At 63.2% G+C, this 16,728-nt stretch carries 15 protein-coding genes; 8 read left to right on the top strand and 7 right to left on the bottom strand.

Translation table 11 applies throughout. The annotated features are described in order from the left end of the window. Positions 1-65 precede the first annotated feature (65 nt). On the bottom strand, positions 66-1,286 hold the full coding sequence (locus MFF34_RS00005) for an SAM-dependent methyltransferase (protein ID WP_238209386.1): 1,221 nt from the start codon (positions 1,284-1,286) through the stop codon (positions 66-68). Between the two features lie 95 nt (positions 1,287-1,381). Next, positions 1,382-1,999 (bottom strand): TPM domain-containing protein, encoded by a 618-nt coding sequence (locus MFF34_RS00010; protein WP_238209401.1) that lies wholly within the window; start codon positions 1,997-1,999, stop codon positions 1,382-1,384. A 186-nt stretch (positions 2,000-2,185) separates the two neighbouring features. On the opposite strand from MFF34_RS00010, the gene bglX reads away from it, so the two are divergent. The 4 genes from bglX (at position 2,186) to MFF34_RS00030 (ending at position 9,257) form a co-directional block, all read left to right on the top strand. Then, on the top strand, positions 2,186-4,477 hold the full coding sequence (gene bglX, locus MFF34_RS00015; RefSeq protein ID WP_099430310.1) for a beta-glucosidase BglX: 2,292 nt from the start codon (positions 2,186-2,188) through the stop codon (positions 4,475-4,477). 102 nt (positions 4,478-4,579) lie between these two features. Continuing rightward, complete coding sequence (locus tag MFF34_RS00020) at positions 4,580-6,337, top strand: ATP-binding protein (RefSeq protein WP_238209403.1); 1,758 nt, start codon at positions 4,580-4,582, stop codon at positions 6,335-6,337. Then, positions 6,331-7,656, top strand: coding sequence for a sigma-54 dependent transcriptional regulator (locus MFF34_RS00025; protein ID WP_085273592.1), 1,326 nt, complete (start codon positions 6,331-6,333; stop codon positions 7,654-7,656). Before MFF34_RS00020 ends, MFF34_RS00025 begins: the two co-directional genes overlap by 7 nt. Before the next feature lie 281 nt (positions 7,657-7,937). Beyond that, entirely contained in the window at positions 7,938-9,257 is a 1,320-nt protein-coding gene (locus tag MFF34_RS00030) for an MFS transporter (protein ID WP_027594113.1), read from the top strand. A gap of 360 nt (positions 9,258-9,617) precedes the next feature. Here the strand turns inward: MFF34_RS00030 and MFF34_RS00035 are convergent, their stop codons facing one another. Next, the gene (locus tag MFF34_RS00035) at positions 9,618-10,370 is read right to left on the bottom strand and encodes a membrane protein (RefSeq protein ID WP_027594112.1); all 753 of its coding nucleotides are present in this window, start codon (positions 10,368-10,370) and stop codon (positions 9,618-9,620) included. Positions 10,371-10,709: 339 nt separating this feature from the next. On the opposite strand from MFF34_RS00035, the gene MFF34_RS00040 reads away from it, so the two are divergent. After that, on the top strand, positions 10,710-11,036 hold the full coding sequence (locus MFF34_RS00040; protein WP_099455190.1) for a hypothetical protein: 327 nt from the start codon (positions 10,710-10,712) through the stop codon (positions 11,034-11,036). 117 nt (positions 11,037-11,153) lie between these two features. Next, on the top strand, positions 11,154-11,765 hold the full coding sequence (locus MFF34_RS00045) for a flavin reductase family protein (protein WP_027594110.1): 612 nt from the start codon (positions 11,154-11,156) through the stop codon (positions 11,763-11,765). Here MFF34_RS00045 and MFF34_RS00050 read toward each other — a convergent pair whose 3' ends face one another. Both MFF34_RS00050 and MFF34_RS00055 read right to left on the bottom strand, forming a co-directional pair. Further along, entirely contained in the window at positions 11,766-11,999 is a 234-nt protein-coding gene (locus MFF34_RS00050) for a hypothetical protein (protein WP_238209410.1), read from the bottom strand. 56 nt (positions 12,000-12,055) lie between these two features. Next, positions 12,056-12,349, bottom strand: coding sequence for a putative quinol monooxygenase (locus tag MFF34_RS00055; RefSeq protein WP_027594108.1), 294 nt, complete (start codon positions 12,347-12,349; stop codon positions 12,056-12,058). 199 nt (positions 12,350-12,548) lie between these two features. Here MFF34_RS00055 and MFF34_RS00060 point away from each other — a divergent pair, with 199 nt between their 5' ends. Then, positions 12,549-13,469 (top strand): AraC family transcriptional regulator, encoded by a 921-nt coding sequence (locus MFF34_RS00060; RefSeq protein ID WP_238209413.1) that lies wholly within the window; start codon positions 12,549-12,551, stop codon positions 13,467-13,469. Between the two features lie 19 nt (positions 13,470-13,488). Here MFF34_RS00060 and MFF34_RS00065 read toward each other — a convergent pair whose 3' ends face one another. Continuing rightward, entirely contained in the window at positions 13,489-15,126 is a 1,638-nt protein-coding gene (locus MFF34_RS00065; protein ID WP_238209415.1) for a 5-guanidino-2-oxopentanoate decarboxylase, read from the bottom strand. A 114-nt stretch (positions 15,127-15,240) separates the two neighbouring features. Here MFF34_RS00065 and MFF34_RS00070 point away from each other — a divergent pair, with 114 nt between their 5' ends. Then, positions 15,241-16,113, top strand: a complete 873-nt coding sequence (locus MFF34_RS00070; RefSeq protein ID WP_099430317.1) for a LysR substrate-binding domain-containing protein — start codon at positions 15,241-15,243, stop codon at positions 16,111-16,113. Here the strand turns inward: MFF34_RS00070 and MFF34_RS00075 are convergent. Further along, complete coding sequence (locus MFF34_RS00075) at positions 16,107-16,721, bottom strand: NAD(P)-dependent oxidoreductase (protein WP_027594104.1); 615 nt, start codon at positions 16,719-16,721, stop codon at positions 16,107-16,109. The genes MFF34_RS00070 and MFF34_RS00075 overlap by 7 nt on opposite strands. Between the last annotated feature and the right edge of the window lie 7 nt (positions 16,722-16,728).

A 16,728-nucleotide genomic window follows, 5' to 3' on the forward strand; every position in this document is an offset into this window, starting at 1 on the left:
GCGCGGGCGGCGCTCGGTCTTACAGCCGCTGCAGTACTCACGGCATGCGCACAAAAGCCCACCCCTCAACCCGCAATCAACCCATCCCCCCGCAACAACGTCTCCAGGCAATGCTCCTGCACCCCATAAAACCCCTTGAGTTGCGCAATCTTCTCCAGCAGCGCCGCGTTATCCATCGGCTGTTTGCGCTTCACCGCAAGAATCATCTTGTTCTTGTTGGTGTGTTCCAACGAAATGAACTCGAACACCTTGGTTTCATAACCACAGGCTTCCAGGTACAGCGCTCGCAGGCTGTCGGTGAGCATCTCGGCCTGCTGCCCCAGGTGCAACCCATACTGCAGCATCGGCTGTAGCAAGCCTGGGCTGTGCAGTTGCGGGCGGATCTGTTTGTGGCAGCACGGCGAGCACATGATGATCGCGGCGTTGCAGCGGATGCCGGTGTGGATGGCGTAGTCGGTGGCGATGTCGCACGCGTGCAGGGCGATCATCACCTCGATGGCTTCGGGCACCACGCTGCGTACATCGCCGCACTGGAATTCAAGGCCCGGGTGGTCCAGGCGCGAGGCCGCGGCATTGCACAGGTCGACCATTTCTTGGCGCAGCTCCACGCCCGTCACCTGGGCATCGCGGCCCAGCGTGTTGCGCAGGTAGTCGTGCATGGCAAAGGTCAGGTAACCCTTGCCCGAGCCAAAGTCGGCTACGCGCAGGGCCTGTTCGGCCGGCAGCGGCGCGCTGGCCAGGGCGTGCTCGAACACCTCGATGAACTTGTTGATCTGCTTCCACTTGCGCGACATCGACGGGATCAGCGCACCTTGCGCATCGGTCACGCCCAGGTCACGCAAAAAGGGCCGCGACAGCTCCAGGTAACGCTTTTTCTCCCGGTCATGGCCACTGCTCGCAGCCGCATCACGCGGCGCCTGGGCGCCGTGGCGCTGGAGCATGGGCTTGCCTTTCTTGCTGAAGGTCAGCTGCACTTCACCGTCCGCATCGAACAGGTGCGCATTGCGAAAGCTGTCAGGCAGCAGCTCGGCAACCAGCGCTTCGGCCTGCTCCAGTGGCAGGTTGCGGGTGATGTCACGGGTCTGGTGGCGATACACCAGTGACAGGCAGGGCTGGCCCTTGACTTGCAGTGGCTTGGCGATGATCCGCTGCAGGGTCTGATCGGCACCCACATGGCGCGCCAGCACCAGTTTGACCAAGGTATTGCCGTGCAGGGCAGCGCTCAGCAGCTCAAGGAACTGGGCGCGCGCCTCTGGCGCGGTGGAAGCGGAAGGACTGGCGGACATGAAAAACGGTGCCTCGAGTTGCGGGGAGCGCGTTGCGCAATGCCACGCATTCTACAGGTGTGAGGCTGGCCCCCCAATCCATACGCCCGCTTTTGTCAGTCCAGAATCACTAAACGGTTGGGCAGTTCGTTGCGGGCATGGGTGCGCGGCACGGGCTCGCTGAGCAACTCACCGCAGGCGTCGATGCAATCGACAAAGCCTTGCAAGGTCCGGCCCTGACGCACCTGTTCGGCAAAGCGCCCTACGATGGCCGCGCGGGCGCTGGCATCGAGGTATTGCTCGACCCCTTGGTCGACCAGGATTTCCACATGCCGCTCCGCTTCGCTGACGAAAATCAGCACCCCCGTGGCACCGCGGGTGCGCTGCAGGTTCTGCTCGCGAAACTGCTGACGGGCCAGGCTCGACGCCCGCCAGCGGCGCCAGGCACGCGGGATCAGCCAGCCGGCCAGGCGCGGGTGGCGCAGCAGCAGGCACAAGCCGATGAACAGCACGACGTTGGCCACCAGCAGGCCACGGATACCGGGCCAGCCCAGCAGCATCTGCAGCAAGCCCGGCACGGCCAGCGCCAGCACCGCGGCCCAGAACAGTGGCAGGTAGGCGTAATCGTCGGCACGGCGGGCCAGCACCGTTACCAGTTCGGCATCGGTACGCCGTTCGGCACGGGCAATGGCTTCGGCGATCTGACGTTGGTCGTATTCGTTGAGGGGGGTCATGCCAGCGGTCTCTCGATCGTTCTTATTGTTGTTGTCCAGGCATTCAGGGTGCCATCGGCCGCCGACATATTCAGGCATAATCCGCCGCTGGAAGAATCGCCCCCGAACTGTACAACAATAGCCGCCTGAAAACTTCGGCCGCGCGCGTATCACTGTGGATACGGCAGAGGCCCCACAACGGAATTGATGATGAAACTGTCTTTGCTGGGCCTGGCCATGGGCCTTGTCAGTCAGGCGGCCCTCGCCGCCCCTACCGCTCCGCCCCTGCAGGACAAGCAGGCGTTCATCGATCACCTGATCAGCCAGATGACCGAGGCCGAAAAAATCGGCCAGCTGCGCCTGATCAGCATCGGCCCGGAGATGACCCACGAGCAAATCCGCGAAGAAATCGCCGCAGGCCGCATCGGTGGCACCTTCAACTCGCGCACCGCGCCCGAGAACCGGCCGATGCAGGACGCCGCCATGCGCAGCCGCTTGAAGATTCCGATGTTTTTCGCCTACGACACCATTCACGGCGAGCGCACCATTTTCCCGATCGGCCTGGGCATGGCCGCGACCTGGGACATGGACGCGATTGCCAAGGTCGGCCGCACTGCCGCCATCGAGGCCGCTGCCGACGCCCTGGACATGACCTTCGCGCCGATGGTCGACATCGCCCGCGACCCGCGCTGGGGCCGCACCAGTGAAGGCTTCGGTGAAGACACCTACCTGACCTCGCGAATCGGCCAGGTGATGGTCCGCTCGTTCCAGGGCAGCAGCCCGGCCAACCCCGACAGCATCATGGCCATCGTCAAGCACTTTGCCCTGTATGGCGCGGTGGAAGGCGGCCGCGACTACAACACGGTCGATATGAGCCTGACGAAAATGTACAACGACTACCTGCCGCCCTACCGCGCCGCGCTCGATGCCGGTGCTGGCGGGGTCATGGTGGCGTTGAACTCGATCAATGGCGTGCCGGCCACCTCCAACACCTGGTTGATGAACGACCTGCTGCGCAAGGAGTGGGGCTTCAAAGGTGTGACCATCAGTGACCACGGCGCCATCCAGGAACTGATCCGCCACGGGGTTGCCCGTGATGGCCGTGAAGCGGCCAAACTGGCGATCAAGGCCGGTATCGACATGAGCATGAACGACACCCTGTATGGCGAAGAGCTGCCAGGGCTGCTCAAGGACGGTGAAGTGACCCAGGGCGAGCTGGACCAGGCGGTGCGCGAAGTGCTTGGGGCCAAGTACGACATGGGCCTGTTCAAAGACCCGTACGTGCGGATCGGCAAAGCCGAAACCGACCTCAAGGACTACTACGGCAACGACCGCCTGCACCGCGACGCCGCGCGTGACGTGGCCCGCCGCAGCCTGGTCCTGCTGGAAAACCGCAACCAGACCCTGCCACTGAAGAAGGCCGGCACCATTGCCCTGGTCGGCCCATTGGCCGATGCGCCGATCGACATGATGGGCAGCTGGGCGGCCGACGGCAAACCGGTGCATTCGGTGACCGTTCGCGAAGGCCTGCGCCGCGCCGTAGAAGGCAAGGCCAAGCTGGTCTACGCCAAGGGTTCCAACGTCACCGGTGACAAGGCGATGTTCGACTACCTGAACTTCCTCAACTTCGACGCCCCGGAAATCGTCAACGACCTGCGCCCTGCCGCGGTATTGATCGATGAAGCGGTCAAGGCCGCGCAGCAGTCCGACGTGGTGGTCGCGGTGGTCGGCGAGTCGCGTGGCATGTCTCACGAGTCGTCGAGCCGTACCACCCTGGAAATTCCGGCCAGCCAGCGCGAACTGATCAAGGCCCTGAAAGCCACCGGCAAGCCGCTGGTACTGGTGCTGATGAATGGCCGCCCGCTGTCGATCGCCTGGGAACGCGAGCAGGCCGACGCCCTGCTGGAAACCTGGTTCAGCGGCACCGAAGGGGGCAATGCCATCGCTGACGTGCTGTTCGGCGACTACAACCCGTCCGGCAAGCTGGCCATTACGTTCCCGCGTTCAGTCGGGCAGATTCCGATGTACTACAACCACACGCGCATTGGCCGGCCGTTCACACCCGGCAAGCCCGGCAACTACACCTCGCAGTACTTCGAAGAGCCCAACGGGCCGCTGTATCCGTTTGGTTATGGCTTGAGCTACAGCAGCTTCGAATTGTCAGGCCTGGCCCTGTCGAGCAAGGACCTCAAGCGTGGCGCTACGCTGGAGGCCAAGGTCACTGTGAAGAACACCGGCAAGCGTGACGGCGAGACCGTGGTGCAGCTGTATCTGCAGGATGTCTCGGCCTCCATGAGCCGCCCGGTCAAAGAGCTGAAAAACTTCCAGAAACTGATGCTCAAGGCTGGCGAGTCGCGAACCTTGACCTTCAGCATCAACGAGGAAGACCTGAAGTTCTACAATGGCCAACTGCAGCGGGTTGCAGAGCCTGGGGAGTTCAATGTCCAGGTAGGGCTGGATTCCGAGGCGGTGCAGCAGAAAAGTTTCGAGTTGTTGTAAGCAGTACCAGCCTTTTGCTGGATAAACCCGCTCCCCAGGCTACATGCCACCTCTGTGGGAGCGGGTTTACCCGCGATCCCCCTTATCATTCGGATCCGCCCCATGCCGTTTTCCTTTCGCGCCCTGCGTCTGGGGCTGATCGTCCTGTTCATCCTGCTCGGCACCGCGCTCAGCGCCGGCTGGGCCATGCACCAGGCCAAGCGTCAGGCCATGGCAGACGACGCCCAGCGCGCCAGCCAGCAACTGGGCCTGTACGCCAACGCCCTGCATACCCTGATCGAACGCTACCGCGCCCTGCCCGCCGTGCTGGCACTCGACCCGGAACTGATCGCAGCCCTGCGCGGCCCGGTCAGCGAGCCGGTACAAGACGCCCTGAACCGCAAGCTTGAACGCATCAACGGTGCCGCCAACTCGTCTACCCTCGAACTGCTCGACCGCACCGGGCTGGCCATCGCGGCCAGTAACTGGCGGCTGCCGAGCAGCTACGTGGGCTCCAATTACGGCTTTCGCCCCTATTTCAAACAGACCCGCAGCCAAGGCAGCGGCCGCTTCTACGCGGTGGGTGTGACCAGTGGCGTGCCAGGCTACTTCCTGGCCAGCGCGGTGAATGATGAGCATGGCCGCTTCCTCGGTGCCATGGTGGTCAAGCTCGAATTCCCCGAGCTGGAACGTGAATGGCGCCAGGGCAACGATATCCTGCTGGTCAGCGATGCCCGTGGCATTACCTTCATCGCCAACCAGGACGGCTGGCGCTACCGCGAGCTGCAGCCGCTGAGCGGCGCTGACCGTGCAGAACTGGCTGAGACCCGCCAGTACGACAAACAACCCCTGGTGCCCCTGCAGCATCAGGTACTGACCCGTTTTGCCGACAATAGCCACCTGGCCCGCGTGCAAGGCCCGGAGGGCGTCGCCGAATACCTGTGGGAACGCCTGCCACTGCAAGGTGAAGACTGGACCTTGCACCTGTTGCGCAAACCGCAGGTCGCCGCCGACGGCCGCAACGCCGCCCTTGGCGCTGCGGCCGTGTGGCTGAGCCTGGTCTTCGCGGCGCTGTTCGTCAGCCAGCGCCTGCGCCTGGCGCGCTTGCGCCAGCGCAGCCGCGAAGCACTCAAGCGCCAGGTCGAAGAACGCACCCGTGAACTGCGCACCGCGCAAGAAGGCCTGGTGCAATCGGCCAAGCTGGCCGCCCTCGGGCAGATGTCGGCGGCCATGGCCCACGAGATCAACCAGCCGCTGACCACCCAGCGCATGCAGTTGGAAACCCTGCGCCTGCTGCTCGACCATGGCCGCTACGACGAAGCGCGCAGGGCCCTTGAACCCCTGGAACAGATGCTCACGCGCATGGCCGCGCTCACCAGCCACCTGAAGACCTTTGCCCGTAACAGCCCGGTCGGGCTGCGCGAGCGCCTGGACCTGGCCGGCGTGGTCGACCAGGCCCTGCACCTGCTGGATACCCGTATTCGCAGCGAGGGCGTCGAGGTCGCGCTGTACCTGGCACGCCCTGCCTGGGTGCGCGGGGACGCCATCCGCCTGGAGCAAGTGCTGATCAACCTGTTGCGCAATGCCCTCGACGCCATGGCCGACAAACGCTACAAACGCCTGGAGATCCGCATCGAGCTGGATCACGACAAATGGCGGCTGAGCGTGCTCGATTCGGGGGGCGGTATTGCCGAAGAACACCTGGCCAAGGTCTTCGACCCCTTCTTCACCACCAAACCCGTGGGCGAAGGGCTGGGCCTTGGCCTGGCCATTTCCTATGGCATCGTCCACGAAGCCGGCGGCCAACTGCAGGCCGAGAACCTGCCGGGCGGCGCCCGCCTGAGCCTCACCCTGCCCCGCGACCTGGAGCCTGTATGTTGAATTCAGTGATCGTCGTCGATGATGAAGCCAGTATCCGCACGGCGGTCGAGCAATGGCTGAGCCTGTCCGGCTTTAGCGTGCAACTGTTCGCCCGCGCCGAGGATTGCCTGGCGCAATTGCCACAGCACTTTGCTGGCGTGATCATCAGCGATGTGCGCATGCCGGGCATGGATGGCCTGCAATTGCTCGAGCGCCTGCAGGCAGAGGACCCCGACCTGCCGGTAATCCTGCTGACTGGCCATGGCGATGTGCCGATGGCGGTGGATGCCATGCGCAAGGGGGCCTACGACTTCCTCGAAAAACCCTTCACCCCGCAGCACCTGCTGGGCAGCCTGCGTCGCGCCCTGGAAAAGCGCCAACTGGTGCTGGAGAACCGCCGGCTGCACGAGCAGGCCGACCTCAAGTCACGCCTCGAAAACACCCTGCTGGGCATGTCCCAAGGCCTGCAACAGCTGCGCCGGCAGGTGCTGGAGCTGGCCGGCCTGCCGGTCAATGTGCTGATCCGCGGCGAAACCGGCAGTGGCAAAGAGCGCGTGGCCCGCTGCCTGCACGATTTCGGCCCGCGTGCGGGCAAACCCTTCGTGGCCCTCAACTGCGCGGCAATCCCTGAATCACTGTTCGAAGCCGAGCTGTTTGGCCATGAGAGCGGCGCCTTCACCGGCGCCCAGGGCAAGCGGATCGGCAAGCTTGAGTATGCCAACGGGGGCACGGTGTTTCTTGACGAGATCGAGAGCATGCCCCTCGCCCAGCAGGCAAAACTGCTGCGGGTGATCCAGGAACAGAAGCTCGAACGCCTGGGCGCCAACCAGAGCATCAGCGTCGACTTGCGCATCATCGCCGCGACCAAACCGGACCTGCTGGAAGAAGCCCGCGCCGGGCGCTTTCGCGAAGACCTCGCCTATCGCTTGAACGTTGCCGAGCTGCGCTTGGCCCCCTTGCGAGAGCGACGTGAGGACATTCCGTTGCTGTTCGAACACTTTGCCCGTGCTGGCGCTGAAAAACTGGGCAGAACAGCGCCGCCGCTCAGCGGTAGCCAGTTGGCGCAGCTGCTTTCCCACGACTGGCCGGGCAACGTGCGCGAGTTGGCCAACGCGGCGGAGCGGCATGCGCTGGGGCTGGGTTCGCCGAACATAGAAGTGGCACCGGCCGGGCAGTCGCTGGGCGAGCAGATGGAGGCGTTTGAAGCGCAGTGCTTGCGAGCGGCGTTGCGTCAGAGCAAAGGGGAGATCAAGGGGGTGATGGAGGCTTTGCAGCTGCCGCGGCGTACGCTGAACGAGAAAATGCAGCGGCACGGGTTGGTGCGCGAAGACTTCCTGTAATAGGCGAATTTCTGCTTACCGTCAGCGCTATATGAGCGGAAATCCGCTCATCCTTGACCCCAACGCTTTACCTTCTAGGGGCTGACTTGCAGCCTTTCGCGGGCAAGCCCACTCCCACCAAGCCCGCATGCGCAGTGGGCTTGGTGCAGGCGGGCTTGCCTGCGAACGGGGTGCAGCGCCCTCAAATGAATCACCTCGCACCCATTTGGCACACCTTCTGCAATCACCGTGGTAAGCAGCGCTCCGGCGCGCTCCACAAAAACAACGAGAAGGTATCCCTGATGGATAACGCCACCTCCCTGCCAACCGGGGCGGCCATCGCGCCGGCCGCAGAAAAAACCACCGCCAGCCGCTTGAAGTCGATCTTCAGCGGGTCCATCGGCAACATGGTCGAATGGTACGACTGGTACGTCTACGCCGCATTCTCGCTGTACTTCGCCAAAGCCTTCTTCCCCGCTGGCGACACCACCGCACAACTGCTCAACACCGCCGCGATCTTCGCCGTGGGCTTCCTCATGCGCCCGATCGGTGGCTGGCTGATGGGCCTGTATGCCGACCGCAAAGGCCGCAAGGCCGCGCTGATGGCCTCGGTCCTGCTGATGTGCGGGGGCTCGCTGCTCATCGCCCTGACGCCCGGCTATGAAACCATCGGCGTCGCCGCGCCGATCCTGCTGGTCTTCGCACGCTTGCTGCAGGGCCTGTCGGTGGGCGGTGAATACGGCACCTCGGCCACCTACCTCAGCGAGATGGCCAGCAAGGAGCGCCGTGGGTTCTTCTCCAGCTTCCAGTACGTGACCCTGATTTCTGGCCAGCTCATCGCCTTGGCGGTGCTGATCATCCTGCAACAGACGCTCACCACCGAGCAGCTGTATGCCTGGGGCTGGCGTGTTCCCTTCGTAATCGGCGCGCTGTGCGCGGTGGTTGCGCTGTACCTGCGTCGCGGCATGGAAGAGACCGCCTCCTTCACCAAGAAGGAAAAGTCCAAAGAAAGCCTGATGCGCACCCTGATGCGTCATCCCAAAGAGCTGATGACCGTGGTCGGCCTGACCATGGGCGGCACCCTGGCCTTCTACACCTACACCACCTACATGCAAAAGTACCTGGTCAACACCGTGGGCATGAGCATCAGCGACTCGACCACCATCTCGGCCGCCACGCTGTTCCTGTTCATGTGCCTGCAGCCGGTGATCGGCGGCCTGTCCGACAAGATCGGCCGGCGCCCTATCCTGATCGCCTTCGGTGTACTCGGCACGCTGTTCACTGTGCCGATCCTCAGCACCTTGCACACCGTGCAAACCTGGTGGGGCGCGTTCTTCCTGATCATGGCGGCGCTGATCATCGTCAGTGGCTACACCTCGATCAACGCGGTGGTCAAAGCCGAACTGTTCCCGACTGAAATCCGCGCCCTGGGCGTTGGCCTGCCATACGCCCTGACCGTGTCGATCTTCGGCGGCACCGCCGAATACGTCGCCCTGTGGTTCAAGAGCAATGGCATGGAAACCGGCTTCTACTGGTACGTCACCGGCTGCATCGCCTGCTCGCTGCTGGTGTACGCGACCATGAAAGACACCAAGCATCATTCGCGCATCACCACCGATTGATACTGATCCGGCAGATATGAAAAAGGGGCGCTCCGTTGCACGGGGCGCCCCTTTTTTGGGGGTGCTTGTCGCTGGATCTTATGCGCCTTTGAGATCGAGCGCCGCCCGCGCGGCGCTCGATTTGCGCACCACCTCAAAACCCAAGACAAGCACTTGGCAGCTTTCACCCTATCTCTCAGCAAGCAAATCGCAGCCACACTTCCCCAACATTACCTGAAGAACCTTTTTATGGCGTGAGCCGATTAGCAGTATTATTCGGCTCATTGATAAGTTGGGGCGAACGGCCTTTTTACCCGAACAGGTCAAGGTGCTCAACCGGCTGCTCGACGGGGGCCGCAGTACCCGTTATCGCATCAATACTCAGGACATCTCCAGCACCTGACGCGGCTCCCGCCGCTGGTAATAGGTCGCCATCAGCACCAGTACCAGCAGCACACCGGCCAGCACTGCCGAGGAGCCGACCGTGCCGAAGTCCAGCCCACCCTTCTCGTGTGGCTTGGTCAGGACGTCGCCCAGGGTGGCGCCGAACGGGCGGGTCAGGACGAACGCGACCCAGAACAGCACCACGCCCGGGATGCGTGTCCAGTAACGCGCCACAACCACCAGCGCGATGGCACTGCCCACCAGCAAGGCACCACCGGCAAAGCCAAGCCCCGAATCATCTGCCAGGTAATCGCCCAAGGCGGTGCCCAAGGTGTTCGAGAACAGAATCGCCACCCAATAGAACAACTCGCCCGCGCGGTTCTTGATACGGGTGACGTCCAAGGGGTTACCACTCAGGCGCCACACCAGGAAGGTCAGCAGCAAGATGCCGATCAGAATCGACGAGCCTGCGGCGTAGCCCAAGCCAAGCGTGCGGTCCATGAAGTCGGACATGGTGGTGCCGGCCGTACTGGTGGAAAGAATCACCAGCCAATAGAGCATCGGGTGGTAGCGCCGTGAGTAGAGCTGGCCGAGCAGGGTCAGCAGAAACACGCTGATCAACATCAGCGAGCTCAGCGCGTAGCCGATATTCAGGGTCATCGACAGCAAATCGCCCGCCGTCTCGCCCAGGGTCGTTGCGCAGATCTTCATGACCCAGAAGGCCAAGGTGATTTGCGGGAGTTTATTCATTGTTTGCCGCTCCGGTTTTAAGTGCGGCGATGGTGCTGAGCAAAGCCTGAAAAATCGGTTTATGGCGTATGAAAAAAGCGTTCATTACCGCCTGCAGGCTTATTTTCGTCCTTAACGCCACATTAATTCGACGTCGTCATCCTGCAATGGCTGGCGAAACGCTGATCCCCACCCTGCAACGTTCCCCTCAGCCCACTGGAGGGCTCATCGCTGACGCGGGCACACACATCGATATAATCGATAACTAGACGCTATTTTTTGCGCTTTTTTATCAATTTTATCGGCGTAGGATTAAACCCATAGAAACAAACAACCTCTCGCACCCCTGGAGCAACGACCATGAAAAACAAACTGATCCTCACCCTGGCCCTCTCGGTAATCGCCACTGGCGCCTTCGCCGAAGACGGCTTCGACCGCACCAGCGCCCACACCTTCGCAGCGGTACAAAGCCAATCCGCCGCGTACGCTGAAGACGGTTTCGACCGCACAGGCGGCCAACGCTTCGCTGAAGATGGTTACGACCGCACCGGTGCACAGCGCTTCGCCGAAGACGGCTACGACCGCACTGGCGCTCAACGTTTTGCCGAAGATGGCTTCGACCGCACCGGCGGCCAACGTTTTGCCGAAGACGGCTTTGACCGCACCAACGCCCACCGCATCAGCTAACCCCTGATGCGTGCAACCAGCCCGGCTTCGGCCGGGCTTGATCATTTCCAGCCGGGCAAAGGCTTGGCACACTAGCGCCTCGTCCCCCAAGAGGTAGGGCCAGCAAGCCCAGCACCGATGTATTACTACGAACCCGCCAAAGGCCACGGCCTGCCCCACGACCCCTTCAACGCCATCGTCGGCCCCCGCCCAATCGGCTGGATCTCGTCCCACGACCGCGAAGGCCGCCTGAACCTGGCGCCCTACAGCTTCTTCAACGCCTTCAACTACATCCCACCGATCATCGGTTTCTGCAGCGTCGGGCGCAAAGACAGCCTGAACAACATCGAGCAGACCGGCGAGTTCGTCTGGAACCTGGCGACCCGGCCATTGGCCGAGGCGATGAACCAGAGCTGCGCGGCGGTAGCGGCAGACGTCAATGAGTTCGAACTTAGCGGTCTAACAGCAGCGCCGTCGCGCGTAGTCAAGGTGCCACGGGTGGGCGAAACCCCGGTGGCATTCGAGTGCAAAGTGAGCCAGATCGTCCAGCTGAAACGGGCAGACCAGGAGTCGGTGCCCAGCTGGCTGATCCTCGGCGAAGTGGTGGCGGTGCACATTGCCGAGCACCTGCTGAAAAACGGTATCTACGACACCGCCGCCGCCGAACCGATCCTGCGTGGTGGCGGCCCGGCGGACTATTTCGAACTGGGCAACCTGTTCAAGATGGCCAGGCCGCAAGTGGGCAACTGATCACCAGATCAGCTCGCCCTCTTCAGTGACGTCCTGCAGGCGTTCCAGCTCGGCGCAGGCGGCTTCATCGGCCGCCACGGCGCCCTTGAACACCTGGCCGTCCAGTACCTTGTGAAAGCGCGGCGCCCCGCCCATGCCCAGCGCCTTCACCGCTATTGCGGCGTTGTAGCCACCACCTTCCACCGGGACCATCGCCGAAACGGCTTCGAACTGCGGGAATTCTCTACGTGCCATGCTGCGCTCTGGGTAGTTGATCGAAGGGCGACATTTTAACCTGTGCCCATCAGCAATCAATCGAAGGTATGCAGGTCCAGGCTGCTGACCACTTGCGCCTGCACCAGCTCACCGAATACCTCCAGGGTTGGCGAAGCGAAGTAGCCGCTCATCGCCTGCTGATCACGCCAACTGCCGCTGAGCAGCCAAAGGTCGGCGTCGGCCTGCGAGCGCTGGACCGTGAAGCTCAGGCACCCCGGTGTACGCAACGAGGGTTCGAGCAGATCGCGCAGGCGCGCGCCCAGCTCCGCCGAACGACCGCTGCTGGCACGGATGAAAGCCAAGTGGGTGACCGGTTGTCGTAGGGTCATTGCACGATCTCCTTGAGCAGGCGGACGAAAAACCAGGCTGCCAAGGTTAGAGGCTGGCCCGCGCGACGCGTTAGGCTATTACTGCCGGGCGATTGCCTGATCCTGCATCGCGGCAGGATCAGGCAATCGCCTTGCAGCTTTCGACTAGCGCCCGCCATTGCCCAAACCTATGCTGCGTCAGTCAGTAGAGGAAGCCATCATGACCACCCCCACGTCCATCGAACCGCCCCTGGAAGTGCAACGCCAGGAGCTGGCCGAGCTGATCCGCCGGCATGCCGGCGACCCACCCGGCAGCGCGTCGGCCATCGACGACCTGTACCTGGTCAGCTATCGGGAGAGTGTTCGCTCGGTGCCCACCTTGGCGCAGCCGGCCTTGTGCGTCCTTGCCCATGGCAGCAAGAGCCTGTTCCTGGGTGACGAACAGTACGTCTACGACCCGCTGCACTACATGGTGGTGTCGGTGACCTTGCCACTGAGCGGCGTGAAGCTCGATGCCAGCCCAGAAAACCCAAGCCTGGGCCTGCGGCTGGACTTGGACCCGGCCGAGATCAGCCAGCTGATTGCCGAAAGCGGGCCGATGTTGGTGCCCAGCCTGCCTTCCGGCCGTGGCTTGTATGTGGAGAAGACCGATGCAGCGTTGCTGGATGCGCTGCTGCGCTTGATCCGCCTGCTGGATTCGCCGCGGGACATTGCCATGCTGGCGCCGCTGATCCGCCGCGAAATTCTCTACCGCCTGCTGCGTGGGCCGCAGGGTTATCGGCTGTATGAAATCGCCTTGGCCAACAGCCAGACCCATCGGGTATGCCAGGCCATCACCTGGCTCAACCAGAACTTCCAGCAGCCGTTGCGCATCGAGGACCTGGCCCGTGAGGTCAACCTCAGCACCTCGACCTTGCACCATCGGTTCAAGGCCGTGACGTCGATGAGCCCGCTGCAGTACCAGAAGCAATTGCGCCTGCAGGAGGCCCGGCGGCTGATGCTCAATGACGGGCTTGAGGCAGCGGTGGCGGGCTATCGCGTGGGGTATGAAAGCCCTTCGCAATTCAGCCGCGAGTACAGCCGGCTGTATGGCGCACCACCGATCCGCGATGTGGCGCGGTTGCGCGCCACAGCGGGGTAAGGGTTACCGGCCGTTTCAGTTACCCTGCAACGGCCGCCTGCCACTGATTCTGATCAACCTGAATCAACGTCGGCCCTTTGCGCTCCACCGCACGCCCCAGTGCCGCCTGCAACTGCGCGATATCACTCACATGCTCCGCGTCAGCGCCCAACGCCCGGGCCACGCCGATGAAGTCAGGGGTATGGATATCCACCCCGACCGGCTCGATGGCGCGGTTGACCATGTACTTCTTGATTTCTTCGTAACCCTGGTTGTTCCACAGCAGCACGATCAGCGGCACCTGCGCCTCGACTGCACTGGCCAGCTCCGGCAGGGTGAACTGCATGCCACCATCGCCAATCAGGCAAACCGACGGCGCGCGCTCGGCGATCTGCGCGGCGCTGCCCAGCCAGGCGCCCATCGCCGCCGGCAGTGCATAGCCCAAGGTGCCGTAGCCGGTCGAGGCATTGAACCAGCGGCGAGGCTCATCCATGTCCAGCGTGAGGTTGCCGGAGTACACCGGCTGGGTCGAATCCCCGACCAGAATGGCGTTGGGCAGTGTCTGGAGGATACTGGTCAGCAGGCGGGTCTGGCTCAGGGTCGGCTGGTCCCAGCCGTCCGCCAGCGATTGGCGCAGCTGCGTGACGCGTGCTGGCCCCCAGGTACTTTCACGCGCCGGCAGCGGCTGCTGTTGCAAGGCAACGCACAGTGCCTCGGCGGCCAGGTCGGCGTCAGCGACCAGCGCCAGCTCAGGCAGATAGTTGCGCACCGTCTGGTCAGGGTCGATGTCGATCCGCAGCAAGCTGCCCGGGATCTCGAAGCCGCCCTTGAAGGTCACGTCATAGTCGGTTTCGGCCAGCTCGGTACCGATGGCCAACACCACATCCGCTTCGGCCACCAGCGCACGGGTAGCCGGCAGCGACTGAGTCGAGCCGATTTGCAAAGGATGATTGGAAGCCAGCAAGCCCTTGGCGTTGATGGTCAATGCCACCGGTGCCTGAAGCTGCTCTGCCAAGCGTGCCAGCGAAGCGCCAGCGTTCAATGCACCGCCGCCGGCCAGGATCAACGGGCGCTTCGCCTGGGCCAGGCGCTCGGCCATCTGCGCCACGGCCTGCGGCGCGGCACCTGCCCGGCTGCTGCGGACCGGGCGGGCCGGCAACAGGTGATCGGCCGGCTCGACCAGTACGTCCAGCGGAATCTCGATATGCACCGGGCGCGGTCGAGCACCGTCGAACACCGCGAAGGCCCGGGCCAGTACCTGGGGCAGGTCGTCTGCGCTCATCAGGGTTTGGGAGAAGGCTGCCACACCCGACACCAGTGCAGATTGGTTGGGCAGTTCGTGCAGCTTGCCGCGGCCGCCGCCCAGCTGATCGCGCGATTGCACGCTGGAAATCACCAGCATCGGGATCGAATCGGCATAGGCCTGGCCCATGGCGGTGGTGATATTGGTCATCCCTGGGCCGGTGATGATGAAGCACACCCCGGGTTTGCCGCGCGTGCGTGCGTAGCCGTCGGCCATGAAGCCGGCACCTTGCTCGTGGCGCGGGGTGATATGACGAATGGAGGACGTTGCCAAGCCGCGATAGAGCTCAACGGTATGCACGCCTGGAATGCCGAAGACATGGTCCACACCATAGCCTTCAAGGAGTTTGACCAGTACTTCGCCGCAGGTTGCCATGTGTGTTTACCTTGAGTCTTGTTGAAATCTGCGCTTATTGGACCCAAGGCAGCGCTATCGCCACAATGCAAAAAAACACATACTAGCCATGTCTTCAAATCATGGCTCAGTGCAATGAAACGCCTCCCACCCCTGCCCGCCTTGCACACCTTCCTAGTGACCGCCCAGCACTGCAATTTCACCCGTGCGGGGCAGCAGTTGCACATCACCCAAGGTGCCGTGAGCCGGCAGATCGCCGCGCTTGAAGCGCACCTCGGTTACGCCCTGTTCCAGCGCCAGGCCCGTGGCCTGAGCCTGACCCGTGAAGGCCAGGACTGGCTGCCCAGGGTGCAACAGGTGTTTGCCCTGATCGAACAAGGCGTGCGGGAAGTAGGCGGGCATAGCGCCACATTGCAACTCAAGGCGCCAACCTGCGTGATGCGCTGGCTGCTGCCGCGCCTGATGGAATGGCAGGCGCTGCGCCCGGACGTGCCGGTAGAGCTGACCACCACGGTGCAGCATGGGGTGGATTTTGCTCGCGAAGGCTTTGATGCAGCGGTGGTGTATGGCAGCGCGCCGAACCAGGGCTTGCAGGTGCGCAAACTGTTCGACGAGCAACTGACGCCAGTGTGCGCGCCTTCGCTGCTGCAAGGCCCCTTGCCGTTGGCCAACATCGACGACCTGATGCGCCACATGCTCCTGCACCCCTCGCGTGACGAGCATGACTGGCGTTTATGGCTGCAGGCGGCCGGTGCCACGTTCGATGTACAGGGGCCGAAGCAGCATTTCGAAACACTGGACATGGCGATGGCCATGGCATCCCAGGGCACCGGGGTGGCCATCGGCGACTGGTCGCTGATCGGCGATGACCTGCGCAGCAAGCGGCTGTGCATGCCGTTTGCCCTGAAGGTGACGACCGGAAAAGGCTATTACCTGGTCAGCCAGGCCAGGCAACAGCCAGCCGGGCTGGTCGAGTTGCTGGACTGGCTGCAGGCAGTGGCTCAATAACCGACGGTAAACCGCGCCCGCGAATGCGCGGGTTTCTCCAGCTCATCGAGCATGGCAATCGCGTAGTCGGCAAAGGTGATCCAGCTCTTGCCATCGGCACCGATCAGCAGATGATCCTTGCCTAGCGTGTAGTGCCCGCTGCGTTCGCCTTCTACGAACTCCGCCGACGGCGACAGGAAGGTCCAGTCCAGGTTCGGCTCTTGGCGGAGTACCTCAAGAAAACGCACACCCGCGCTCGCTTCGGCCTTGTAGGCCTCGGGGAAGTCCGGGCTGTCGATCACCCGGTGCCCTGAAGGCAACAGCAGGCTACCCGCCCCGCCCACCACCAGCAGGCGCTTGACCCCGGCACGCTTGACCGGCTCGATGATCGCGTGCGCTTCGATCGTCGAGAAATGCGCAGCGCTCAACACCGCGTCCACACCGGCGACAGCCGCTTGCAGCGCTGCGCTGTCCTTGGCATCGAGTGCCTTGACGGTCACCCCCTCACGTCCCTGCAGCTGCGACGGGTCGCGGGCAATGGCCACCACACTGTGGCCACGGCGCAGGGCTTCTTCCAGCAACTGGCTGCCGGCACGGCCGGTGGCGCCAATGATTGCGATCTTGCTCATGGGAAAC

The organism is Pseudomonas sp. PAGU 2196 (assembly GCF_022179005.1).
GTDB classification, from domain to species: domain Bacteria; phylum Pseudomonadota; class Gammaproteobacteria; order Pseudomonadales; family Pseudomonadaceae; genus Aquipseudomonas; species Aquipseudomonas kermanshahensis.